The organism is Janthinobacterium darwini, assembly GCF_051380905.1.
Lineage (GTDB): Bacteria > Pseudomonadota > Gammaproteobacteria > Burkholderiales > Burkholderiaceae_D > Janthinobacterium.
The window spans coordinates 300,778-322,585 of record NZ_JBNYXX010000001.1 but is presented as its reverse complement, the minus strand read 5'-3'; the positions used below and the strand labels follow the sequence as shown (position 1 = coordinate 322,585).

Below are 21,808 nucleotides of genomic sequence, written 5' to 3'. Positions count from 1 at the left end.
ATGAATGATGGCGACTGACTACCTTGTGAGTAGTCTTGCGCCCACGCGATGGATATTTATCGTGCGGCAACGGCCAATGGTTTGCCCAAGCTTACCAAGAAACGCTCGCATTCAGCAGCCAGCGGCGCATTCAGGGTCATCGTCTTGCCCGTCTCCGGATGCGTAAACGTGATCTGGTGCGCGTGCAGGAACATGCGCTTCAGGGCGCCGCGCGTACTGTCGGCTTTCAACAGGGCACGGTTGAGGGCAAAGTCGCCATATTTATCGTCGCCCGCGATGGGGAAACCGGAGGATGACAGATGCACGCGGATCTGGTGCGTGCGTCCCGTCTTCAATTCCGCTTCCAGCAAGGCGAAGTTGTGATATTTATGCAACAGTGAAAACACCGTGTGCGACGCCAGGCCATCGGCCTGCACAGCCACCCGGCGCTCGCCTTCGGCCGTCGTATATTTATGCAGCGGCAACTTGATATGCTGGCGCGCATTCTTCCAGTCGCCAGCCACCAGTACCAGGTAGCGCTTGTCGGTGACGCCGTCGCGCATCTGCTCGTGCAAGTTCGTCAAGGCGGTGCGCTTCTTCGCCAGCAACAACAAGCCGGACGTGTCGCGGTCCAGGCGGTGCACCAGTTCCAGGAACTTGGCGTCGGGGCGCGAGGCGCGCAATTGCTCGATCACGCCGAACGAGACGCCCGAGCCGCCATGCACGGCCACGCCGGCCGGCTTGTCGATGACGAGCAGCTGCGCATCTTCGAAGATGATCTTGAATTCGGCGGCCGGCGCGCCCGTGGGCGCCTTTTCGGCCACGCGCACGGGTGGAATGCGCACCACGTCGCCGGCGGCGAGACGGTACAGCTGATCGATACGGCCTTTATTAACCCGCACTTCTCCCGATCGCAAGATCCGGTAGATGTGGCTTTTAGGCACTCCCTTGCACACTCTTAATAAGTAGTTGTCGATGCGCTGGCCTGCTTCTTCCTCGGCGATCGTTACGAATTGGGCTTGCGGCTGAACCGGGGGTGTTGAAGGGGGAACAACATCATTTTGACTCTTCATTTACTATGTCTTCCCAGAAATCTCTCTAAGTCCTTCATTTTGAATATATAATTGTTTTTGCTGCGGCCCTGGCTGCTGCGAGTGTAAGAATAAAAGCACATTTTACACAGGGGCGTCTCCACCGGCCTCGCCAAATTGCAAATTCGGTGGAAAAAAATGTATATGCACCATCCCTGCGCGAATCAAGGTTGCACCGTAGTTGTAATCGGATAACGCGTGGAGATGCTGAAGTGAGTGTATTGGATTATAAGGATAAGTACCCGTTAGCGCGACTTATCGAGTCGGGCTCGCGGGTTGATGAAGTTGATAACGCTTGCCGTTTTCGCCAAACCCCGTATGAGGCCACAATACTGAGGGTTGTCGATGAATAGGCTGAGGCCAAGCCTCGCCATCGCGATCCCTGTAATGAGCCGGCTTACGATTTGGCTCTGAATTTGCTGACCACTTGCATTCTCTGCCCCCCGACATTCGGGCTGTTTCAGATGAGTTGCAAGTGTCCTGTGCACTCGGCATGACGATTGACCTCACCGCGCCTGTTGCGGCCGTAACGTATACCTCGTACGCGTTGTTGCTCCGCACGCTAAGGCATTTCCCCCGCCAACACTCCCGTTCTCGCATATATCCCTGTACTTTCGCCGCTTCCCCGGAAGCGGCTTTGAGATGGCCTACGGGTCGCGGAGTTATAAAAATGAAACGCATGTTGTTTAATGCCACGCAGCAAGAAGAACTGCGCGTAGCGATTGTCGACGGACAGAAACTGATCGACATCGATATCGAGACAGCCGGGCGCGAACAGCGCAAATCCAACATCTACAAGGGCGTCATCACGCGCATCGAGCCATCGCTCGAAGCGTGCTTCGTCAGCTATGGCGAAGACCGCCACGGCTTCCTGCCTTTCAAGGAAGTTGCTCGCACGTACTTCCGCGAAGGCGTGGACGTCCGTAACGCCTCCGTCAAGGAAGCGCTGCGCGAAGGCCAGGAAATCATGGTCCAGGTGGAAAAGGAAGAGCGCGGCAACAAGGGCGCCGCCCTGACCTCGTTCGTCTCGCTGGCCGGCCGTTACCTGGTCTTGATGCCGAACAACCCGCGTGGCGGTGGCGTATCGCGCCGCGTGGAAGGTGAAGAGCGCCAGGAATTGCGCGAAACCATGGATAAACTGGACTTGCCTGCTGGCATGTCCGTCATTGCCCGCACCGCCGGCATCGGCCGCAACGTCGATGAACTGCAGTGGGACTTGAATTACCTGATGCAACTGTGGCGCGCCATCGAAGGCGCCGGCAAGTCGGCCAACGGCGCTTTCCTGATCTACCAGGAATCGTCGCTCGTCATCCGCGCCATCCGCGACTACTTCCAGCCAGACATCGGCGAGATCCTGATCGACACCGACGAGATCTACGACCAGGCGCACCAGTTCATGAGCCACGTGATGCCCGACATGGTGCACCGCGTAAAACGCTACAGCGACGACGTGCCGCTGTTCTCGCGCTTCCAGATCGAACACCAGATTGAAACGGCGTACAGCCGCACCGTGCCGCTGCCATCGGGCGGCGCCATCGTGATCGACCATACCGAAGCACTGGTGTCCGTCGACGTCAACTCGGCCCGCGCCACGCGTGGCTCGGACATCGAGACGACCGCCTTCAACACCAACTGCGAAGCGGCCGAAGAAGTGGCCCGCCAGCTGCGTTTGCGCGACCTGGGCGGCTTGATCGTCATCGACTTCATCGACATGGAAGTGGCAAAAAATCAGCGCGAAGTGGAACAGCGCCTGAAGGACGCGCTGCACCATGACCGTGCCCGTGTACAGATGGGCAAGATTTCCCGCTTCGGCCTGATGGAACTGTCGCGCCAGCGCCTGCGCCCTTCGCTGTCCGAAGGCTCGCACGTGACGTGCCCGCGCTGCTCCGGCACCGGCCACATCCGCGATACCGAATCGTCCGCCCTGCAGGTGCTGCGCATCATCCAGGAAGAAGCGATGAAGGAAAACTCGGCCACCATCCACGTGCAAGTACCTGTGGACGTGGGCGCCTTCCTTCTGAACGAAAAGCGCGGCGAAGTACTGAAGATCGAAAACCGCCACCGCATCGCCGTGATCCTGATCCCGAACAAGCATCTGGAAACGCCGCACTACAAGCTGGAACGCATCAAGCACGACGATCCGCGTCTGGAAGACAGCCAGGCCAGCTACAACCTGGCGGAAAGCGCTGAAACCGACATGGCTTACAGCAAGCGCCAGAAGGAAGAAGCCAAGCCGCGCCAGGAAGCCGTCGTCAAGACGATCACCCCTGACCAGCCGGCACCGCTGGTCGAGCGCAAGCCCGTCGAAGCGAAACCAGCTCCGGTGGCCGCGCCTGTCGCACCACAAGGCCTGATCGCCAAGATCATCAGCTTCTTCACCGGCGCCCCGGCACCGGTGGCGCCAGCGCCCGCCCCTGTCGCACCAGCCAAGCCGGCCGGCGCCGACCGCGGTGACCGCAACAGCCGTGGCCCGCGTGGCCGTGGCCGCAACGGCAAGCCTGGCCGCGAAGAACGCGAACCAGGTCAGGGCCGTCCCGCCCAGGACGACGCGACCAAGGAAGCCGAAGCACTGGAAAAGGCGGCCCGTCCGCCACGCCCACCACGTCCGCCACGCGAACCGCGCGAAGCCGGCGATGCAACGGCAGCACCACGCGAGCGCGGTGAGCGCGGTGAACGTCCTGAACGCGCCGAGCGTCCGGAACGCGCGGAGCGTCCAGAGCGCGCCGAACGTCCGCCACGCCAGCCACGCGAAGGCCGTGAACCACGCGCCGACAAGGCCGTTGTTGCTGAAGTGAAAGCTGACGAACTGGCCCTGTTTGGCGCCAGCGCCAGCGCCGTGAATGTCGTCGTGCCGTCAAACGGCCCTGAATCCGACGCCGCACCAACGAGCTTGCTGAAAGCACCGGCGAATGCCGGTCCTGAAGGCGAAGAGACGGAAAACGACGTGGAAGGCGAAGAACCGCGCCGCCGCCGTCGTCGTGGCGGCCGCAACCGCAACCGCCGCGACCGCGAAACGGGCGAGCTGATCGAATCGGCAAACGGCGAGAACGAAGGTCAGGACGCACCCGTGATCAGCTTTACGGTCGCTCCGGCGCCGGAAGCTGCTGCCGCTGTTGCTGCTGACGCGGCCCCGGTCGCCGTCGTGGCTGCCGCCGCTGTCGTCGCCGTTGCTGCACCAGTGGAAGCTGCCGTCGTGGAAGTGGTCGACGTGGTGGAAGTGGCCAAGGTCGCGGACATCGCCAAGGTCGAAGAAGCCGCTCCTGCCGTTGAAGCCGCACACCCTGCTGAAGTGATCGTGCCGGAAGCTCCTGCCGAAGCCATCGTTGCAGTAGCGCAAGCGGAACCAGCCGCTGCCGAACCAGCACCGGCTGCCGAGTACAGCTTTGCCGAGAAAGCGGAAGCCGCACCAGCGCCAGCGCCAGTTGCAGCGGAAATCATCGTCGAAGCCGCGCCAGTGGTGGAAGCCGCACCGCTGGTCGAAGCCGCCGCCGTGATCGAGGAAACGCCAGTCGCTGAAGCAGCACCTGCCGTGACGGAAGCCGCCCCGGTGGTTGCTGCTCCAGCTCCAGCTCCTGCTCCAGCGCCAGCTCCTGCTCCAGCGCCAGCGCCAGCACCGGTCGTTGCTCCTGCCCCGGCAGCTGCCGCGCCAGTCGCCGCGCCGCTGGACTTGAGCGCAGTGCTCGGTTCGGCCGGCCTGACCCTGGCTGCCACCGATCCGGAAAAACTGCGCCTGGCGCAGGAAGCGGCCGCCAAGGCTGTCGCTCCGGTACGCAAGCCGCGCGAACGCAAGCCATTGCCGCCGCAATCGGATGAGCCGTTGATTCAGGTCAACACGCAACGTCCATAAGCAGGCCGGGTTCGCCCTGCCGCCAATGATGAAAGGGGGAGCTCAGGCTTCCCCTTTTTTACGTCCACTCTCTTTGCCAGCCAGCCGCCATGCACGAGAACACCCATCTTGCCCGTCCCGACCCCGTCAGCCTGCGCAGCGCCTTTTGGTACTGGCTCAAGCTGGGCTGCGTCAGCTTTGGCGGCCCGGCTGGGCAAATCGCCATGATGCATGCGGAACTGGTGGAAAAGCGGCGCTGGATTTCCGAGCAGCGTTTCCTGCACGCCCTCAATTACTGCATGCTGCTGCCCGGGCCGGAAGCGACCCAGCTGGCCATCTACATCGGCTGGCTGATGCACCGCACGCGCGGCGCGCTGGTGGCGGGCCTGCTATTCCTGCTGCCCTCGCTGCTGCTGCTGATCGTCCTGTCCTGGCTCTACATGGCGTATGGCCACGTGGGCGCCATCGCCGGCGTCCTGTACGGCATCAAGCCGGCCGTCGTCGCCATCGTGCTGGCGGCGGCCTGGCGCCTGGGCCGGCGCACCTTGCGCAGCCCCGGCCTGATCGCCATTGCGGCGGCTGCATTTGTCGCCATCGCCGTGCTACGGCTGCCATTTCCGCTGATCGTGCTCACCGCAGCCCTGCTGGGCATGGCTGGCGGTCGCTGGCTGCCGACCCACTTCCATGTTCGCGCCACCTCGCATGGCGGCGCGGCCGGCTTTGGCCCCGCCCTGATCGATGACGACACGCCCACGCCGCTGCACGCGCGTTTCGGATGGCCGCGTCTGCTGGCCACTTGCGCGCTGGGCCTGGCGCTGGCTTTCATCACCTGGCTGGGCCTGGCGCTGGCGGGCGGGATGGATCAGCCACTGGCGCAGATGGGCGTATTTTTCAGCAAGGCGGCCCTGCTCACGTTCGGCGGCGCGTATGCCGTGCTGCCCTACCTGGTGCAGGGCGCCGTCGACCACTACCACTGGATCAGCAGCGCGCAGATGATGGATGGCCTGGCGCTGGGCGAAACCACGCCCGGCCCCCTGATCATGATCGTCGCCTTCATCGGCTTCGTGGGTGGCTGGAGCCATGCCGTGGCGGGTGAACACCTGTGGCTGGCAGGCGTGTGCGGCGCGCTCATCGCCAGCTGGTTCACCTTCCTGCCGTCGTTCATCTTCATCCTGGGCGGCGCGCCTCTGGTGGAAGCTTCGCGCGGCAATTTGCGCCTGAGTGCGCCCCTGACGGCCATCTCGGCGGCCGTAGTGGGCGTGATCGCCAGCCTGGCCCTGTTCTTTGGCCGCCATGTCTTCTGGCAAGCAAACCCGCTGCCGCACTGGGACTGGCTGGCGATCGCCATCGCGCTGGCGGCCGGCGTGGCGCTGATCAAGTTTCAAATGGGAACCATCAAATTGCTGCTCGCCTGTGCCATCTTCGGCCTCGTGCTATCGTATCTGCCTTGAACGACTTTACGTAAGTGGCACCACCTTTTATGGCTGACAAGATTATCTACCTCGCCGAAGCCCGCAATGGGGCACCGGCGATCCCCGCGCGGCTGGAAAGTCCCAGCGGCAACGTGGCCGACAGCCTGGGCCGGCCCCTGCACGACCTACGCATCTCGATTACCGACCGCTGTAATTTCCGTTGCGTGTACTGCATGCCGAAGGACGTGTTCGACAAGAACCACGTGTATCTGCCGCACACGGATTTGCTGTCGTTCGAGGAAATCACGCGCATCGCGCGCCTGTTCGTGGCGCATGGTGTAGAAAAGATCCGCCTGACGGGCGGCGAACCGCTGCTGCGCAAAAATATCGAGAAGCTCATCGCCATGCTGGCCGAACTGCGCACGCCGTCGGGCCAGCCGCTGGACCTGACCCTGACGACCAACGGTTCCTTGCTGGCCAAAAAGGCGCAAGCGCTCAAGGATGCAGGCCTGAACCGGGTCACCGTGTCGCTCGATTCGCTCGACGACGCCACCTTCAAGCGCATGAACGATGTCGATTTCGCCGTGGCCGACGTGCTGCACGGCATAGCCGCCGCGCATGCGGCGGGCCTGGGCCCCATCAAGATCAACATGGTCGTCAAGGCTGGCATGAACGAGCAGGAAATCGTGCCCATGGCGCGCCACTTCAAGGGCACGCCCTACATCTTGCGCTTCATCGAATACATGGACGTGGGCGCATCGAACGGCTGGAACTTGCAGGAAGTCATCCCTTCGGCAGAGGTCGTGCGGCGCATAGCCTCGCACATGCCCCTGCTGCCAATCAACCCCAACTACACGGGCGAGACGGCGGCGCGCTGGCGCTACGCCGATGGCAGCGGCGAAATCGGCCTCATTTCCAGCGTCACGCAAGCATTCTGCGCCGACTGCAGCCGCGCCCGCCTCTCGACCGAGGGCAAGCTGTACACCTGTCTGTTCGCCAGCAGCGGCCACGATTTGCGCAGCCTGCTGCGCGGCGGCCACAGCGACACGGAAATTTCCTCGGCCGTAGCGCAACTATGGCGCGGCCGCGGCGACCGCTATTCGCAATTGCGCACCAGCCAGACGGATTTGACGGGCGGCGCGCTTGAGCAGGGTAAAAAGAAAGTGGAAATGTCGTATATCGGCGGCTGAATCGGGCGTGGTGCAGGCCCGCCGCTGCTACCATGGCGCATGCATCCATTTCACTACCTGACATGATCAACAAACACGACATTACCGGCCTGATCCTGGCCGGCGGCCTCGGCACGCGCATGGGCCAGCGCGACAAAGGCATGCAGCCCCTGCATGGCCAGCCTCTGGCCCGCCACGTTCTGCAGCGCCTGGCGCCGCAAGTGGGCCAGCTGGCCATCAGTGTCCACGCCGATGCCGGCGACTACGCGCGCTTCGGCTTGCCCGTGTGGCCGGATGCACTGCCGGGACAGCTGGGTCCGCTGGCCGGCTTGCACAGCGGCATGCAGCACGCCACCAGCCCTTACCTGCTCTGCGTACCGTGCGACTCGCCCCTGCTGCCGCCCGACCTGGCAGCGCGCCTGGCGGACGCCTTGGTCCAAAACAATGCCGACCTGGCCATCGCCGTCACCGAAGAGATCGATCCGGCGACGGGATCGGCAGTGCGCCGCCCCCATCCCGTCTTCTGTCTCGTCAAGACTTCGGCCCTGCCCCAGCTGGACGCCTACCTGGCCACCGGCGAACGCCGCATGCGCACCTGGCACGGCCCCTTGAAACTGGCCGAGGTGCTCTTCGAGAACCATGGCGCGTTCGGCAACATCAATACCCCAGACGAGCTCGCCGCCCTGCAGGCGCAGGGACTGTCCGTGCCGATGGCGCAAGCCATCCTGGCCGACACCGTCGCCCCCGTCGCCGAGATCGAAACATTGCCGCTGCCGCAAGCGTTCGAGCGCATTTTGGCGGCCGACATCATCTCGCCCATCAGTGTGCCCGCGCACGACAATTCCGCCATGGATGGCTATGCGCTGCATGGAGCCGACCTCGGTGGGAGCGTTCCGCTGACCCTGGCCGTGGTCGACACCATCCTGGCGGGCCGTCCCGGCACGGTCAACGTCGGGAGCGGGCAATGCGCGCGCATCATGACGGGCGCCGTCATGCCGGACGGCTGCGACAGCGTGGTGCCGCAGGAACTGGTGCAGCAGGCCAGCGCAAGCAGCATTACGCTGGCACCGGACTGCATCCGCCCCGGCGACAACCGCCGGTTCAAGGGCGAAGACTTGATGCAAGGCCAGCCTGCGCTGCTGCAGGGCAAGATACTCGGACCGGCCGAACTGGGTCTGCTGGCCTCGCTGGGCATCGCCATGGTGCCCGTGCGCCGGCGCCTGCGCGTGGCTTTCTTTTCCACGGGCGACGAATTGCGCTCGATCGGCGAGCCACTCGACGCGGGCTGCATCTACGACAGCAACCGCTACACCCTGCTGGGCATGCTCACCCGCCTGGGTTGCGAGGTGCTCGACATGGGCATCGTCAAGGATGCGCCGCAAGCGCTGGAAGCGGCCCTGCGCGGCGCCTGCGCCTCGGCCGACGTCATCATCACCTCTGGCGGCGTGTCCAGCGGCGCAGCCGATTTCACGCGCGACATCCTGGCGCAACTCGGTGACGTGGCCTTCTGGCAAATCAATATGCGCCCCGGCCGTCCCATGGCCTTTGGCCGGATTGCCAGCGAGGGCGACACGGCCTTGCTGCTGGGCTTGCCCGGCAACCCGGTGGCCGTGATGGCGGCGTTTTACTTCCTCGCGCGCCCCACCTTGCTGCGCCTGATGGGCGCCGATGCTGACACTTCCATCCTGCCCCTGCTGCAGGTGGCGGCGCAGGCACCCATCCGCAAGAAACGGGGACGCACGGAGTACCAGCGCGGCATCGTCGAACGGGCCGCGGATGGCCGCCAGCACGTGCGCGTGACGGGTGCGCAAGGCTCCGGCATCCTGCGCTCGATGACGCAAGCCAATTGCATGATCGTGCTGCATGAGGGGCAAGGCCACGTGGCGGCCGGCGATCTCGTCGATATCGTGCTGTTCCATGGACTGACCTGATGCTGCACCACCGGCCAGGCTGACGCGCTGGCCGGGGCGCATACAAAGCGCCACCATCTGCTTCCCCTTCCTCTTCACGACGGCCCGCCCTGCGCGGGCCGTTCGCATTGCCCCTTCCAATCAATTTTCGTCTACGGCAACTGTCAGCCCATCAAGATAAAAATCTTGATTACCTCCCTAAAAAAATATAAATAAACACAACAAAATTGTAATAATTTTATTTATTTGTTGATATCAGAGTTTCTTCGGTGATAACATCTCAACTCGCATAAAATTCAATTTTGATATTTTTTTTCACCGGGATACTAATAATGAGACACCGCTCATGGATCGCAGGCGCCAGCATGCTGGGGGCCGCAAGCCTGCTTGGCATGCTGTCACTGGCACCGCTGCCCGCCTATGCCAAAGGGGCCCCACGGGCCGACGTGCTGGAGCATTGCAGCTGGAACCGTCCCGGCGCCGACCCGTTCATGGGCGATGTCGTGGCAGCCGTGGACAGATACCCGGACATCGCGCCGCAGGTGCGCGAACAATTGAAGGCGCGCATGCGCGCGCGCCAGTACGATGAAATCGTCGTGATCAGCCGCGACGCGATCCGCGGCAAGGGCAATTACGATGCACGCATCAGCGACATGCATTTCGGGCCGGGCCGCGTGTGCCGCAATGTCACGCGTGCAGGTTGGAGCGAGCAGATGCAGGAAAGGGGGCTCGTGTACTGCGTGCAGGGCGCATGCATCCTGGTGCCCACCGTGTGCCGCAATGTCAGCCGCATCACGCAGGTGGCGGCGGCCGGGCCGCGCGGCGCAGGAGCGGCGCCAGCTGTGGCAGCCGCACCTGCGGCGGCGCCATACGCTCCCGTCATCGACAATCCCGGCACCGCGCATGGCGGTTCGCTCACAGGTTCGGCGCCGCCGGCCGTGCTGGCCAGCCTGCCCGTACAGGCCTTCGATGTCGTACACACCAGCAGCAACACGGTGTGGCCATCGAGCATAGGCGATGGGCGCAACGGCGGCGGACCGCCACCGCGCGGCAGCAGCATCATCGAGTCGCTTGTGCCGCCCCCCGACCTGTCCGTCCTGCCGGCCGTGCCGGAACCGCACACCTGGGCCATGCTGCTGGCGGGACTGGCGCTACTGGTCTGCGGCGCCAGAAAAACCGTGCCCACAAGCATGGCGCCTGAGGCGTAGCCACCCGCGTGCGGACTTGCTACTATGGTGCATTCCAGACAAGGATCGCCATGCCCGACATCGATAACCGTTTGACACGCATGTCTGCGCTGCGCAGGGAAGGCCGGCATGCGGAAGCGCTGCCGCTGTTGCAGCAACTGTTCGCCGATGCCGGGCAGGCAATGAAGCCGGCAAGGTCTAGCCATTTCATCATCATGCTGGAGTGGAAGTTTTTGGCCGATGCCTACGCGCCGGCGCGTGCCGCACTGCAGGCTGAACGTGATGGACAAATACGGCTGCTACTGGCAGGCGAGCATGCGTTCGGACGCCACGACAGCGGCATGCCGCAGGCCGGGGACATGTCGCGCTTCTCGCTCATCGTCGAGATGAACGACACCTTGGGCGAGGCCCGTTCCACCGCCGACCTGTTCGCCCAGCTGGACAGCAGCGCCCCCGAACTGGCGCGACAGTACGCTTGGCAAGCCCTGCCAGCCATCGTCGAGGCGGGCAATTTCGTGCTGGCGGACCGCTATCGCCGCGCCCCGCTGGAACACCTCGAAACGGTCAATGCCCTGGCCGCCAGCCAGCCCCTGTTTCCTGCGCCGGGCATGGCACCGCGTCTGGCGACGGAGTTGATGAATCTGGTAAAAGACGTGCGGATCGCCGCTGCCGTACTGCGCGGCCGGGAACAAGCCGCCGAGGCCGACGCGCTGTACGCCACCTTGCTGGCCAGCCTGGCAAATGACGCCATGCGCGCATTGGCGCTGCGCGAGCTCGATGTGCCAGGCAGCATCACCGCTGACATCGTCAAGCGCCAGATGGAGCAGGAACAGCTAAGCTAGCCGGCAGTGACGGCAAACAAGGCGGCCCTAGTCGCCGTCCGCCTCGGCGGACGATCCCGCGTCCGCTGCCCCCAGCAGCAAGGCGGCCGCCTCGCCCGGCAAGGCTTCCACGGATTTCAGCTTGCGCGCCATCTGCCGGCTGCGCACTTCCGCGCTTTCGATATTCTTTGCCGCTTTTTCCAGGGTCAGCCGGGTTTGCGACAGCACGTCGCCAAACTTGCCGAATTCCGTCTTGACAGCGCCCAGCACCTGCCACACTTCCGACGAGCGCTTTTCCAGCGCCAGGGTGCGGAACCCCATCTGCAGGCTGTTGAGCAAGGCCGTCAGGGTGGATGGACCGGCGATGCTGACGCGGTGCACGCGCTGCAATTCGTCGGCCAGGCCCGGCCGGCGCAGCACTTCCGCATACAAGCCTTCCGTGGGCAGGAACAAAATGGCGAAATCCGTGGTCTGCGGCGGCGCCAGGTATTTCTCGGCAATGGTTTTCGCCTCGCCCCGCACGGCCCGCTCCAGCTCGCGGCCGGCCAAGGCCACGCCGTCGGCATCGGCCCGCTCGGCCGCTTCGACCAGGCGCTCGTATTGTTCTTTCGGAAATTTCGCATCGATAGGCATCCACACGGGCGGCCCGCCGTCGCTCATGCCCGGCAACTTCAGGGCGAATTCCACGCGTGCGCCGCTGCCCGGCGCCGTTTCCACGTTCTTTGCATACTGGTCGACAGTGAGTACCTGCTCGAGCAGCATTTCCAGCTGCACTTCACCCCAGGTTCCACGTGTCTTGACGTTGGTGAGCACTCGCTTCAGGTCGCCCACGCCCAGCGCCAACTGCTGCATTTCGCCCAGGCCCTGGTGGACTTTTTCCAGCCGCTCCGACACTTGCTGGAACGAGGCGGAAAGCCGCGTTTCCAGGGTAGCGTGCAGTTTTTCATCGACTGTTTTGCGCATCTCTTCCAGGCGCGCGCCATTGTCAGCCTGCAAATCGCGGATCTTGTTTTCCAGCGTGGCGCGCACTTCCAGCATGCGCTGCGCATTCGATTCCGTCAGCTGGGACAGGGTTTGGTTCGTGCTGTCGGCAAAGCGCGCCAGGCTTTGCGCCTGCTCTTCGCGCCCGACTTTCCCCTGCGCCTGCATCTGCGTGCGCAGGCTGTCGAGCTGTTGCAATGTCGCTGCCTGGAATTGCGCCAGGCCGGCGGCCAGGTCCTGCCGCGTGGCTTGCGCCGACGCCTGCAACTGCAGCCGCACTTCCCGTTCGACGCGGTCGATGCGTTCCAGGCTTTGCTGCTGGTGCTGCTGCACCAGCGCCAGCGTGGTGGCGCCATCGCCGGCAGCGCCACGCGGACGCACCAGGATCAGGATCAATAGGACGATGGCGACGGCAGCGGCGCCCAGCAGGCTATAAAACTCGATTGGGCTCATGGGATCAGTCAGGTTTGTTGCGCATCCAGTCGGCTGTCTGATAGAACGATTCCATCAGGCGCACGCGCAGGGACTCTTCGATGCCCGTGTCTTCCATTGCCCAGGCCATGGCGCGCAGCCACTGGTCGCGCTCGCTGGTGCCGATGGCGTAGGGCAAGTGGCGAGCGCGCAGGCGCGGGTGGCCGAATTTCTCGATATACAGGTCCGGGCCGCCCATCCAGCCCGTCAGGAAGAAATACAGCTTGTCGCGCGAGCCGTCCGTCGAGGGAGGATGCATGACGCGGATGCCGGCGAACTCGGCTTCCAGTTCCATCAAGTCGTAAAAACGGTCGACCATTTCACGCAGCACGGTAGCGCCGCCGATGGTCTCGTACAGGGTAGGGGCAGTGGTATCAGTCATGGCCGCCATGATAGCGCAAGCGTCGGCGGCCCACGCAGCCCCCGCTGCCGATGCCACAATAAATGGCAATATACTTGACTACTCAAGCTTATCTCAACTAGCATGCCAATTTTAAACACGGACAATACGACCATGCCAACCACGACAGAGACTCCTTTGCTGCGCAATAGCAACTTCCGCTGGCTGCTGGGCGGCGGCCTGGTCTCCATGCTGGGCGACCAGTTCAGCATGCTGGCCCTGCCCTGGCTAGTGCTGAGCCTGACCGGCGATAGCCTCAGCCTGGGCATCGCCGTGGCCCTGATGGGCGCCCCGCGCGCCGTGTTCATCTTGCTGGGCGGCACCATCGCCGAGCGCTATTCACCCCGACGCGTAATGCTGCTGAGCAAATATGCGAACGCCGCCATCCTGCTGTTGCTGGCAGCACTACTGTTGCTTGACTACGCCAGCCTGGCGCTGGCGTATGCGGCCGCACTGGCGCTGGGCATCGCGTCCGCTTTCGGCATCCCGGCCGGCACGGCCATTCTGCCGCAGGCTGTGCCGCTGCAATCGTTGCAAAAAGCCAATGGCTTGCAGATGGGCGCGCGCCAATTGTCCTTGCTGGCCGGCCCCCTGCTGGCGGCGCTGGTCCTCAGCGCTCACGATGGCGCGCAGCAAACCGGCATGGCGGCGCTGGCTGCCGCCTTTGCCATCGATGCGTTGACGTTTCTGTTCTCCGCCTGGACCTTGCGGCAAGTCAGCCTGCGGCCACTGGCAGCGGCCGGCGCGGCACAGGGCATCTGGCGCGACACGGCGTCGGGCCTGGCCATGGTGTGGCGCGACATGCCCTTGCGCAGCTGCTATGCCTACTGGGCGGTGGTGGCGTTCTTCGTCATGGGACCGCTGCAGGTGGCCTTGCCCGTGCTGGCCAGCGAACGCCTGCACGGTGCCGCAGCGCTGGGCCTGCTGATGGGCGCGCACGGCGCCGGCACACTGGCCGGCATGCTGGCATCAAGCCTGGGCGGCGCCTGGCTGCAGCGGCGTTTCGGCGCCACCTTGCTGCTCCTCGACGCCATCGTGGGCTGCCTGTTGATGGCGCTGGGACAAATCAGCACAGCCTGGCAAGGCGCAGCCTTGTTGGCCGTCACAGGCATGCTGGGCGGCTACTTGCAGGTCGCCATCTTTACGTGGATACAACGGCGCGTGGCGCCCGCCATGCTGGGCCGGGCCATGGCCCTGTTCATGGGCATCTTCCTGGGCCTGGCTCCTCTGTCCGCAGCGGCCACGGGGGCGCTGCTACGCCACCTGAGCGTGGGTGAGCTGTTCTGCGGCGGCGGCGCCCTGCTGCTGGCGGCAGCCGTGGTGGCCGCACTTTTCAGCGCCATCCCGCGCATCGTCGGGCCAGAAACGATTTAAACAAACGACAGGAGAAATACAATATGAACAAGACACGACAGGCAACATTGAAAGCCCACTACCGGCAACAGCCGCCGCCGCTGGGCATCATCGCCCTGCGGCACCTGCCCAGCGGACGGACCTTGCTCGAATACAGCCGTAACGCGCCCGGCTCGCTGAACCGGCACCGTTTCGAGCTGAACCTGGGCAAGCACCGCAATGCCGCGCTGCAGGCGGATTGGCGGCGCGACGGCGCGGCGGCCTTTTCCTGCGAAATCATCGACACCGTCAGGCCGTCCGACGACCCCGCCTTCGATGCGGACGCCGAACTGGAAGCCCTGCTGGCACTGCACCGTGTACTGTGGCAGGAACAGGGGCAGCCACTGTATTGAGCACGATTGCTTTACACTTGCGCACTCAAGCACTTCGCAGCGAATACAATGGCAGCCATGAACGATCACACTCCCCCGTCGCCGGACAGCGATGGCGCGCTGGACTTTTGCCTGCGCCTGGCGCGCGCCCAGGCACTCATCGTGCGCCGCTTCGACAGCGCCCTGGGCAATTTGCATGGCCTGAGCTTCAGCGATTATCAATTGCTGTATCAGCTGCAGCGCGCACCCGGTGCGCGCCTGCGCCGCATCGACCTGGCCGAACGCCTGGCGCTGACAGCCTCGGGCGTCACGCGCTCCCTGATGCCGCTGGAAAAAATCGGCCTGGTGGCGCGCCAGGCGGACCAGCGCGACGCGCGCGTCGGCTATGCCGTGCTGACTGCCGCCGGCCAGCAATTGCTGGACCATGCCAGCGCCACCGCGCATGCGGTGGGCCGCGAATTGCTGCAGGACGCACCGGCAGAGCAGCTGGGAGCGCTGTCCGCCGTCCTGGGCAGGCTGGCCGGCTGACGCTGCCCGACGGCTGGCGCCGGCCCGCGTACCAGCCCTACACCAGCGCCAGCTTGCGCAGGCGCCGCGTTGACGGCCAGTGTTCCACACCTGCTTCCGCGCGAACCGCCGCGCAAGCGGCCAGCAGCCGGGCGATGCCCGTCTCGTCGAGTCCCGCGTTGAGGGTCAGACGCACGAGGGCGCGGTTCTTCGCTGTCGCCGGGGCACAAAACATGGCGCCATAAATGCCGTGCCGTTCCAGCGCCTGGCGCAGCGCCAGGGTGGCAGGTTCGCCGCCCGCTTCCAGCGCCACGATCTGTTCCGTGCCATCGCTGACGTTATAGCCGAGCGCGCTCAATCCCTCGCGCACCTGCACCGTGTGGCGCCGCAAAATGGCGCGGCGCGCGTCGGCGGCCATGATGAAGTCGAGCGCCGCGTCCAGCCAGGCCAGCTCGTGGGCCAGCAGGCAGGAGCTGAAGATGGCGGGACGTGATTCGGACAAGTAATACCCCTTGAAGCGGCTGGAACAGCTGATGAAACCAGCCCGGCCCGCAAACGCCTTAGCCAGCGACGCCGTGCGGAAATGCACGCGGTGGCCCAGTCCCCAGGCTTCCACCAGGCCGGCGCCCTGCGGGCCATGCGTGCCCAGCGAGTGGGACTCGTCGACCACCACCACGCAGTCGCTGCGCTCGGCGATATCGAGCAGTTCCAGCAGCGGCGCCAGGCTGCCGTTGGTACTGTAGAGGGCGTCGACGACAATCACGCCGCGGCCCTGCTTTTCCACTTGCCGCCGCAGGTGCGCCATGTCGTTGTGCAGGAAGGCGACGGCCTGCGCTTGCGCCGACAGCACGCCTTCCCACAGCGAGGCGTGGGCCTGCATGTCCAGGTAGACGGGGATGCCGGGGCCGGCGATGCACTGGATCAAACCCACGTTGGCGGCCATGCCGGACTGCGCCAGGATGCCATCTTCGCAGCCCATGAAGCGGGCCAAGCGGCTTTCCAGCCGATGCTGTTCGCTGCCTTCCTGCAAGTACACGGCCGACATCAGCATGCCGCCCGCGGTCGCCTGCAGGGAAGCCACCTGGGCCGCCACCAGCGCGGGTTCGGCGGCGATGGAAAGATAGTCATTACCCGCCAGAAAAATGGCATGGGCAGGTGTCGGTTGCCAGGCATGGGGATGCTGGCCGCCCAGCAGTTTTTCGATGCGCGTGATGTGATGCGCATCCATGCGCCGCGCGATGTAGTCTGGCAGGCGGTGTTCGGCGCGGCCGAAGGATGGGGTGTGCAAGCTGGTAGCGATGGTCATGAGTTTTCTCCTGGGGAAAGGTTTGTTGCAAATTAAAACCTTGACCGTGTCGCTAACCCATCCATTGACGTATATCAATGTCCGGCGAGATAACCGTTCAACCAGGAAAATTTACGCGATGATCGTGTTCTGAAGAGGATCAGGGCAGAGTCATGACGCAGCAATGGCAAGGACGATGGACACACTGGCGCAGGCGCCTGCTCCATTCGCTGCTGCATGAGCGCGTGCCCCATGAAAACCTGGCGGGCAGAGTCGCCATGCTGGCCGCCGTGGGCACGGTGGCGATGCCGCTGTACTACCTGCTATGGCAATTTTTTTTTCCGCAGTCTTATGAAAACCTGATCCTGCGCCTGACGGGCGTGGGCATCTGCGTGGCGGGCCTGTTTGCGCGCCGCTTCTCGGCCCGCTGGCTGTCGCGCTACCTGCTGTTCGCGCTCAGCTACATCCTGCCCTTCTTCTTTACCTTCATGTTTCTGATGAATCATGCCTCGTCCATCTGGAGCCAATCGCTGCTGATCGGCCTGGTAGTGCTGTTTCATTTCGAAACGGGACTGGCTTGCCGCGCTTACCTGATCGGCACGGGCGCCGCCTGCCTGGCCGTCATCCTGCAAGGGGAAGGCGCTTACGTGCTGCAGCGTGAAGTGCTGCAGCAATTGCCCGTGCACTGGTTCACCATCGCCGCGCTATCCGTGGTGAAAGTGGGCAGCAAAGTGCTGGAACGGGAACGGCTGGCGGGCATGGCGGCCGGGCTCGGTTCCGTGGCGCACGAACTGCGCACGCCGCTGACCAGCGTGGAAGCGAATGTGCGGGGCATGCGCCGGCTGCTGCCGCAGCTGGCCGGCCAGGCGGACACCATACCGCCGCTGCAGGATGCCCTGTCGCGCATCCAGTTCGAAGTGCGCCACATGCAGCACATGATCGATTTGTTCCTGATGAGCGCCAGTGCCGTGAACCGCAACCTGCAGCCCAGCCAGTCGCTCTCGATGCTGGCGATGGTGAACGCCGTGCTCAAGCGTTACCCGTTTACCGGCAAGCTGCAGCGGGTCAGCGTCACGGTGGATGTGCGCGCCGACTTCCAGTTTGCTGGCCAGGACGAACTGTGCGTGGTGATCCTGCTGAACCTGCTGAGAAATGCGCTGAAAGCCATCCAGCGGGCCGGCAAGGGCCGCGTGCGCATCATCGTCGACGGCGCCCGCCCCACGCCCAGGCTGCTGTTCATCGACACGGGCTGCGGTATCGCGAAGAATCGCCTGCCGCTGATCTTCGAGCGTTTCTATTCCTATCCCGTGCATAACGGCAGCGGCATCGGCCTGGCACTGTGCCGGCAGATCGTCACCGCCTGGCAGGCGCACATACGCTGCGTGTCGCGCGAACATGCGTATGCGATTTTCATCCTGGAGTTTCCCCAGCCCTGCCTGCCCGCTTCCACCCCTCTTCTCCCGCAAGGTGATGCATGCAACTGCCCGTCTATACCCATCCAACCCTGACCGTATTGATCGACGACAGCGATTCCTTCCTGAAAAGCCTGGCGTTCCAGCTCGATCCCGGCTTGGCGCGCAAGACTTTCCACGACACCAGCAGCGCGCTGCACTGGCTGCGCCACAGCACGCAGCCGGGCGAGACGCCGCTGCACGTCAATTTCGACACGCAAAACCTGCCGTCCGACCAGTGCAACGTGGCGCTCGATCTCGAACGCATCTGGCGCATCAGCGGCCAGGCGCAGCGCTTTGCCGTGCCTTCCGTGCTGGTGGTCGATTACTCGATGCCGCAGATGAATGGCCTGGAATTCTGCCAGGCCGTGCGTGACTTGCCCTGCAAGAAGATTTTATTTACGGGCGCAGCCGATGAAAAAGTGGCCGTGACGGCCTTCAACCGGGGCTTGATCGACCGCTACATCAAGAAGAGCGACGACGATGCGCTCGATATCCTGGAACAGGAAGTCCATGCCCTGCAACGCGAATTCTTCCTGCAGCAATCGGACACCGTGCGCGACTTGCTATTGCTGCACGACTATCGTTTCCTGCAAGACGAAGCCTTGGCCACCGTCGTGTACGAGCTGTGCCAGCGCCAAGGCTACGTCGAGTTTTACATCTTTCCCAATCCCAGCGGCATCCTGTTCTTCACGCGCGACGGCCACGCCAAGCTGATGATCATCGAAACGGAACGCAGCCTGCACACGCAGTACGAAATGGCGCGCGACAGCGACGCACCGGCGTCCTTGCTGCTGGCCCTGCTGGAACTGCGCGTGATCCCGTACTTTTCCGACGCCGACAGCGACGGCATGTATGCGGCGCACATCGGCGAAAACTGGTTCCGCTACTGCGCCGCGCCCACCATCTGCCTGGGCCAGGTGACGTATTTCTGGGCCTTGTTCGACGTGCCGCCGCACCAGCTGGGGCAGCCGGTCATGTCCTACGCGCAATTTTTACGCGCCCAGGCGGGCGAGAGCGTGGGCGCTTAGCTTTCGCGCAGCGTTTGCAGCGGCGGATGTTTCAAGACATTGCGCAAGCCCAGCCAGCCGCCGGCGATGGCGCACAGGGCGCCGGCCAGTAAACCAAAGGCCCACACGCCCGGCGCGAAGCTCCAGGCGAACTTGAACTGGTACGTGGCCAGGGCCCAGCCCATGGCGGCCGCGCCCGTGGCCGCCAGCAAGCCGGCCAGCGCGCCCACGAGGGAAAATTCGATCAGCTGCGCCTGCGCCAGCTGGCGCCGCGTGGCGCCCAGCGCGCGCAGCAGGCCCGCTTCGCGCGTGCGCTCGTCCTGCGAACCCATCAAGGCCGCATACAACACCAGCAAGCCCGATGCCAAAGTGAACGCGAAGAGAAATTCGACAGCCGTGACCACCTGGTCCAGCACGCCCTGTATCTGTTTCAGCACGCCGCCCACGTCGACCACCGTCAGGTTCGGGTAGTCGCGCAGCAAGGCATTGCCCAGGTCGGCCTGCGCGGGCGGCAAGTGAAATGCCGTGATCCACGTCTGCGGCGCGTCCGCCATGGCGGCCGGGTTGATAATGACAAAGAAATTGACGCGCATCGAGCCCCATTCCAGCTTGCGCAGGCTGGTGATCGCCGCTTCCACGGGCTGGCCGGCGATGTCGAAGCGCAGCTTGTCGCCCAGTTTCAGCTTCAGTGTCTTGGCGATGCCCTCTTCCACCGACGCTTCGGCCGGCGCACCGGGCGCATTGCCGAACCACTTGCCCGCCACCAGCTTGTTTTCTGCCTGCATGGTGAGCATCGTCGACAGGTTGAATTCGCGGTCAGCCAAGCCCTTGGCGCGGTCATCCTCGTAGGTGGTTTCCGTGATGGCCTTGCCATTCACGGCCACCAGGCGCCCCCGTATCATCGGATACAAAGGTGCGTTGGCCACGCCGGCCTGCGCCAGGCGCGCGGCGATCGGGTCTTTCTGTTCCGGCAGGATATTGATCATGAAGCGGTTCGGCGCGTCCGGCGGCGTAGCGTTGCGCCAGGCCACCATCAAGTCGCCGCGCACCACCGTCAGCAGCAGCAAGGCCATCAGGCCCAGTGCCAGGGACACCACCTGGATGACGGTGGCGCCCGGACGGCGCTGCAAGGACGTGACGGCAAAGCGCCAGCCTTGGTGCTTGAAGGCGCCACGCAGGCTTTTCAGCGACTTGATGCCCAGCCAGCCGGCCAGGCCGAACAGGGCGAAGCCGCCGAGGAAGCCGGCCGCCGTCAGCAGCGCCAGTTTCACGTCGCCCGCCTGCCACAAGAGCAGCACGACGAAGGCGACGATGCCCAGGCCATAGGTCGCCAGGGCCAGCGCCTGCGGCGGTTCCTGCTCACGGCGAATGACGCGGTTATGGGGAACATTGCGCAGTTGCAAAATCGGCGGCAGGGCAAAGCCCAGCAGCAACAGCATGCCGGTGGCCACACCCTGCAATGCGGGCAGCATGGACACGGGCGGCAAGTCGCTCTGCACCAGCTTGCCCAGCAGTTCCAGCAGCACCAGATGGCCAGCGAAACCGACGGCAACGCCTATCAGGCTGCCGGCCAGGCCGACGAGCAGGAATTCGATCACGTACATGGCCGTGACCTGGTTTTGCGTCAGCCCCAGGCAGCGCAGCATGGCGCAGGCATCCAGGTGACGCAGCATGAAGCGGCGTGCCGCCATCGCCACGGCGACGGCGGCCAGCATGGCCGACAGCAAGCCGACCAGCGACAGGAAACGGTCGGCCCGGTCCAGGGTCGATTGCATCTGCGGGCTGCCCGATTCCAGCGATTCGATGCGCACGCCCTTGATGGCCTGCGTCTTGATCTGGCTTTCCAGCCAGGCTTGATATTGCGCAAGCTCGGCCGCCTTGGCGGGTGGCGCCGACAGCAGCAAGCGGTACGATACGCGCGAGCCGTTCTGCACCAGCGCCGTGGCAGCCAGGTCGCTCAAGGGCAGCATCACCCGGGGGGCGAAATTGAGGAAGGAGGCACCGCGGTCCGGTTCGCTGGCGATCAGTTGCGTCACCGTAAATGCCTTGTCGCCCAGTGTCAGGGTGTCGCCCAGCCTGGCATTCAGGCTGGCCAGGATCGCCGCATCGACCCACAGGGTGCCCGGTGCCGGCACCTGGCTGGTTGGCTGGCCCACGGCATCCTGCGCCTCGCTCAGTTTGGTCGTGATTTTCAGCTTGCCCCGCTGCGGGTAGCCGGGCGAGACTGCCTTGATGGACGCCAGCTGCGACAGCGATTGCTCGCCCTCGCCCGCCTGCGCCATGCTGGGGAAGGTCACCGTATCGGCCAGGGTAAAACCGCGCTTGACGGCTTCGGCGCGCCAAACGGCATTGACGGGCTGGTCGGCGCTGATGACCAGGTCGGCCCCCAGCAGCTGGTGCGCGTCGCGGTTCAGGCCCGCGCGCAGGCGGTCGACAAAGAAGCCCACGGCCGACAGGGCCGCCACGGCCACGATCAGGGCGACGAGCAGGAAACGCAATTGCCCGGCGCGCCAGTCGCGGCCGGTCATTTTCAGGGAGAGGCGGAGCATGGGCGGCGGGTCTTTATGCGAATTGATTGTGATGC

At 64.3% G+C, this 21,808-nt stretch carries 16 protein-coding genes; 11 read left to right on the top strand and 5 right to left on the bottom strand.

Annotation, left to right across the window (positions count from 1 at the left end; genetic code table 11):
- Positions 1-56: 56 nt before the first annotated feature.
- Positions 57-1,052: an RluA family pseudouridine synthase gene (locus tag ACQ4WZ_RS01425; protein WP_034754116.1), complete on the bottom strand. Its 996-nt coding sequence runs from the start codon at positions 1,050-1,052 to the stop codon at positions 57-59.
- 688 nt (positions 1,053-1,740) lie between these two features.
- Between ACQ4WZ_RS01425 and ACQ4WZ_RS01420 the strand changes: the two genes are divergently transcribed.
- The 6 genes from ACQ4WZ_RS01420 to ACQ4WZ_RS01395 all read left to right on the top strand — a co-directional run bounded on the left by ACQ4WZ_RS01420 (position 1,741) and on the right by ACQ4WZ_RS01395 (position 11,416).
- Complete coding sequence (locus ACQ4WZ_RS01420; RefSeq protein WP_436572410.1) at positions 1,741-4,917, top strand: Rne/Rng family ribonuclease; 3,177 nt, start codon at positions 1,741-1,743, stop codon at positions 4,915-4,917.
- A gap of 89 nt (positions 4,918-5,006) precedes the next feature.
- Positions 5,007-6,347, top strand: coding sequence for a chromate efflux transporter (chrA, locus tag ACQ4WZ_RS01415; RefSeq protein WP_436572409.1), 1,341 nt, complete (start codon positions 5,007-5,009; stop codon positions 6,345-6,347).
- Between the two features lie 29 nt (positions 6,348-6,376).
- The gene (moaA, locus tag ACQ4WZ_RS01410; protein ID WP_101482425.1) at positions 6,377-7,498 is read left to right on the top strand and encodes a GTP 3',8-cyclase MoaA; all 1,122 of its coding nucleotides are present in this window, start codon (positions 6,377-6,379) and stop codon (positions 7,496-7,498) included.
- A gap of 62 nt (positions 7,499-7,560) precedes the next feature.
- Complete coding sequence (gene moeA / locus ACQ4WZ_RS01405) at positions 7,561-9,408, top strand: molybdopterin molybdotransferase MoeA (RefSeq protein ID WP_436572408.1); 1,848 nt, start codon at positions 7,561-7,563, stop codon at positions 9,406-9,408.
- Positions 9,409-9,752: 344 nt separating this feature from the next.
- Entirely contained in the window at positions 9,753-10,595 is an 843-nt protein-coding gene (locus ACQ4WZ_RS01400; RefSeq protein WP_101482427.1) for an MHFG family PEP-CTERM protein, read from the top strand.
- A gap of 50 nt (positions 10,596-10,645) precedes the next feature.
- Complete coding sequence (locus ACQ4WZ_RS01395) at positions 10,646-11,416, top strand: hypothetical protein (RefSeq protein ID WP_436572407.1); 771 nt, start codon at positions 10,646-10,648, stop codon at positions 11,414-11,416.
- A gap of 27 nt (positions 11,417-11,443) precedes the next feature.
- On the opposite strand, the gene ACQ4WZ_RS01390 is transcribed toward ACQ4WZ_RS01395, so the two are convergent.
- Together ACQ4WZ_RS01390 and ACQ4WZ_RS01385 are read right to left on the bottom strand one after the other, a co-directional pair.
- Positions 11,444-12,829: a DNA recombination protein RmuC gene (locus ACQ4WZ_RS01390; protein ID WP_436572406.1), complete on the bottom strand. Its 1,386-nt coding sequence runs from the start codon at positions 12,827-12,829 to the stop codon at positions 11,444-11,446.
- Between the two features lie 4 nt (positions 12,830-12,833).
- Positions 12,834-13,229 carry a group II truncated hemoglobin gene (locus ACQ4WZ_RS01385; RefSeq protein ID WP_101484691.1) on the bottom strand — a complete coding sequence of 132 codons (396 nt, stop codon included), beginning with the start codon at positions 13,227-13,229 and terminating at the stop codon, positions 12,834-12,836.
- 132 nt (positions 13,230-13,361) lie between these two features.
- On the opposite strand from ACQ4WZ_RS01385, the gene ACQ4WZ_RS01380 reads away from it, so the two are divergent.
- From ACQ4WZ_RS01380 to ACQ4WZ_RS01370, 3 genes are read left to right on the top strand one after another with little or no spacing between them, the layout of a single operon-like run.
- Positions 13,362-14,621, top strand: coding sequence for an MFS transporter (locus ACQ4WZ_RS01380; RefSeq protein ID WP_436572405.1), 1,260 nt, complete (start codon positions 13,362-13,364; stop codon positions 14,619-14,621).
- 23 nt (positions 14,622-14,644) lie between these two features.
- Complete coding sequence (locus ACQ4WZ_RS01375; RefSeq protein ID WP_436572404.1) at positions 14,645-14,992, top strand: GIY-YIG nuclease family protein; 348 nt, start codon at positions 14,645-14,647, stop codon at positions 14,990-14,992.
- Between the two features lie 57 nt (positions 14,993-15,049).
- Positions 15,050-15,499, top strand: coding sequence for a MarR family winged helix-turn-helix transcriptional regulator (locus ACQ4WZ_RS01370; RefSeq protein ID WP_436572403.1), 450 nt, complete (start codon positions 15,050-15,052; stop codon positions 15,497-15,499).
- Between the two features lie 37 nt (positions 15,500-15,536).
- On the opposite strand, the gene cqsA is transcribed toward ACQ4WZ_RS01370, so the two are convergent.
- Positions 15,537-16,784: an alpha-hydroxyketone-type quorum-sensing autoinducer synthase gene (gene cqsA, locus ACQ4WZ_RS01365; RefSeq protein ID WP_436572402.1), complete on the bottom strand. Its 1,248-nt coding sequence runs from the start codon at positions 16,782-16,784 to the stop codon at positions 15,537-15,539.
- Between the two features lie 152 nt (positions 16,785-16,936).
- Between cqsA and ACQ4WZ_RS01360 the strand changes: the two genes are divergently transcribed.
- Both ACQ4WZ_RS01360 and ACQ4WZ_RS01355 read left to right on the top strand, forming a co-directional pair.
- Entirely contained in the window at positions 16,937-18,271 is a 1,335-nt protein-coding gene (locus ACQ4WZ_RS01360; RefSeq protein ID WP_436572401.1) for a sensor histidine kinase, read from the top strand.
- Complete coding sequence (locus ACQ4WZ_RS01355) at positions 18,238-19,245, top strand: response regulator (RefSeq protein ID WP_436572400.1); 1,008 nt, start codon at positions 18,238-18,240, stop codon at positions 19,243-19,245. Before ACQ4WZ_RS01360 ends, ACQ4WZ_RS01355 begins: the two co-directional genes overlap by 34 nt.
- Here ACQ4WZ_RS01355 and ACQ4WZ_RS01350 read toward each other — a convergent pair.
- On the bottom strand, positions 19,242-21,773 hold the full coding sequence (locus ACQ4WZ_RS01350; protein WP_436572399.1) for an ABC transporter permease: 2,532 nt from the start codon (positions 21,771-21,773) through the stop codon (positions 19,242-19,244). The genes ACQ4WZ_RS01355 and ACQ4WZ_RS01350 overlap by 4 nt on opposite strands.
- Positions 21,774-21,808: the final 35 nt, after the last annotated feature.

What these genes read in the sequence shown, in the direction of transcription:
- ACQ4WZ_RS01350 (WP_436572399.1), bottom strand. Translation starts at nt 21,773, where the DNA reads ATGCTCCGCCTCTCCCTGAAAATGACCGGCCGCGACTGGCGCGCCGGG.
- ACQ4WZ_RS01375 (WP_436572404.1), top strand. Translation starts at nt 14,645, where the DNA reads ATGAACAAGACACGACAGGCAACATTGAAAGCCCACTACCGGCAACAG.
- ACQ4WZ_RS01425 (WP_034754116.1), bottom strand. Translation starts at nt 1,052, where the DNA reads ATGAAGAGTCAAAATGATGTTGTTCCCCCTTCAACACCCCCGGTTCAG.
- ACQ4WZ_RS01360 (WP_436572401.1), top strand. Translation starts at nt 16,937, where the DNA reads ATGACGCAGCAATGGCAAGGACGATGGACACACTGGCGCAGGCGCCTG.
- moaA (WP_101482425.1), top strand. Translation starts at nt 6,377, where the DNA reads ATGGCTGACAAGATTATCTACCTCGCCGAAGCCCGCAATGGGGCACCG.
- ACQ4WZ_RS01420 (WP_436572410.1), top strand. Translation starts at nt 1,741, where the DNA reads ATGAAACGCATGTTGTTTAATGCCACGCAGCAAGAAGAACTGCGCGTA.
- ACQ4WZ_RS01380 (WP_436572405.1), top strand. Translation starts at nt 13,362, where the DNA reads ATGCCAACCACGACAGAGACTCCTTTGCTGCGCAATAGCAACTTCCGC.
- ACQ4WZ_RS01400 (WP_101482427.1), top strand. Translation starts at nt 9,753, where the DNA reads ATGCTGGGGGCCGCAAGCCTGCTTGGCATGCTGTCACTGGCACCGCTG.
- ACQ4WZ_RS01395 (WP_436572407.1), top strand. Translation starts at nt 10,646, where the DNA reads ATGCCCGACATCGATAACCGTTTGACACGCATGTCTGCGCTGCGCAGG.
- chrA (WP_436572409.1), top strand. Translation starts at nt 5,007, where the DNA reads ATGCACGAGAACACCCATCTTGCCCGTCCCGACCCCGTCAGCCTGCGC.
- ACQ4WZ_RS01370 (WP_436572403.1), top strand. Translation starts at nt 15,050, where the DNA reads ATGAACGATCACACTCCCCCGTCGCCGGACAGCGATGGCGCGCTGGAC.
- ACQ4WZ_RS01355 (WP_436572400.1), top strand. Translation starts at nt 18,238, where the DNA reads ATGCAACTGCCCGTCTATACCCATCCAACCCTGACCGTATTGATCGAC.
- cqsA (WP_436572402.1), bottom strand. Translation starts at nt 16,784, where the DNA reads ATGACCATCGCTACCAGCTTGCACACCCCATCCTTCGGCCGCGCCGAA.
- ACQ4WZ_RS01390 (WP_436572406.1), bottom strand. Translation starts at nt 12,829, where the DNA reads ATGAGCCCAATCGAGTTTTATAGCCTGCTGGGCGCCGCTGCCGTCGCC.
- moeA (WP_436572408.1), top strand. Translation starts at nt 7,561, where the DNA reads ATGATCAACAAACACGACATTACCGGCCTGATCCTGGCCGGCGGCCTC.
- ACQ4WZ_RS01385 (WP_101484691.1), bottom strand. Translation starts at nt 13,229, where the DNA reads ATGACTGATACCACTGCCCCTACCCTGTACGAGACCATCGGCGGCGCT.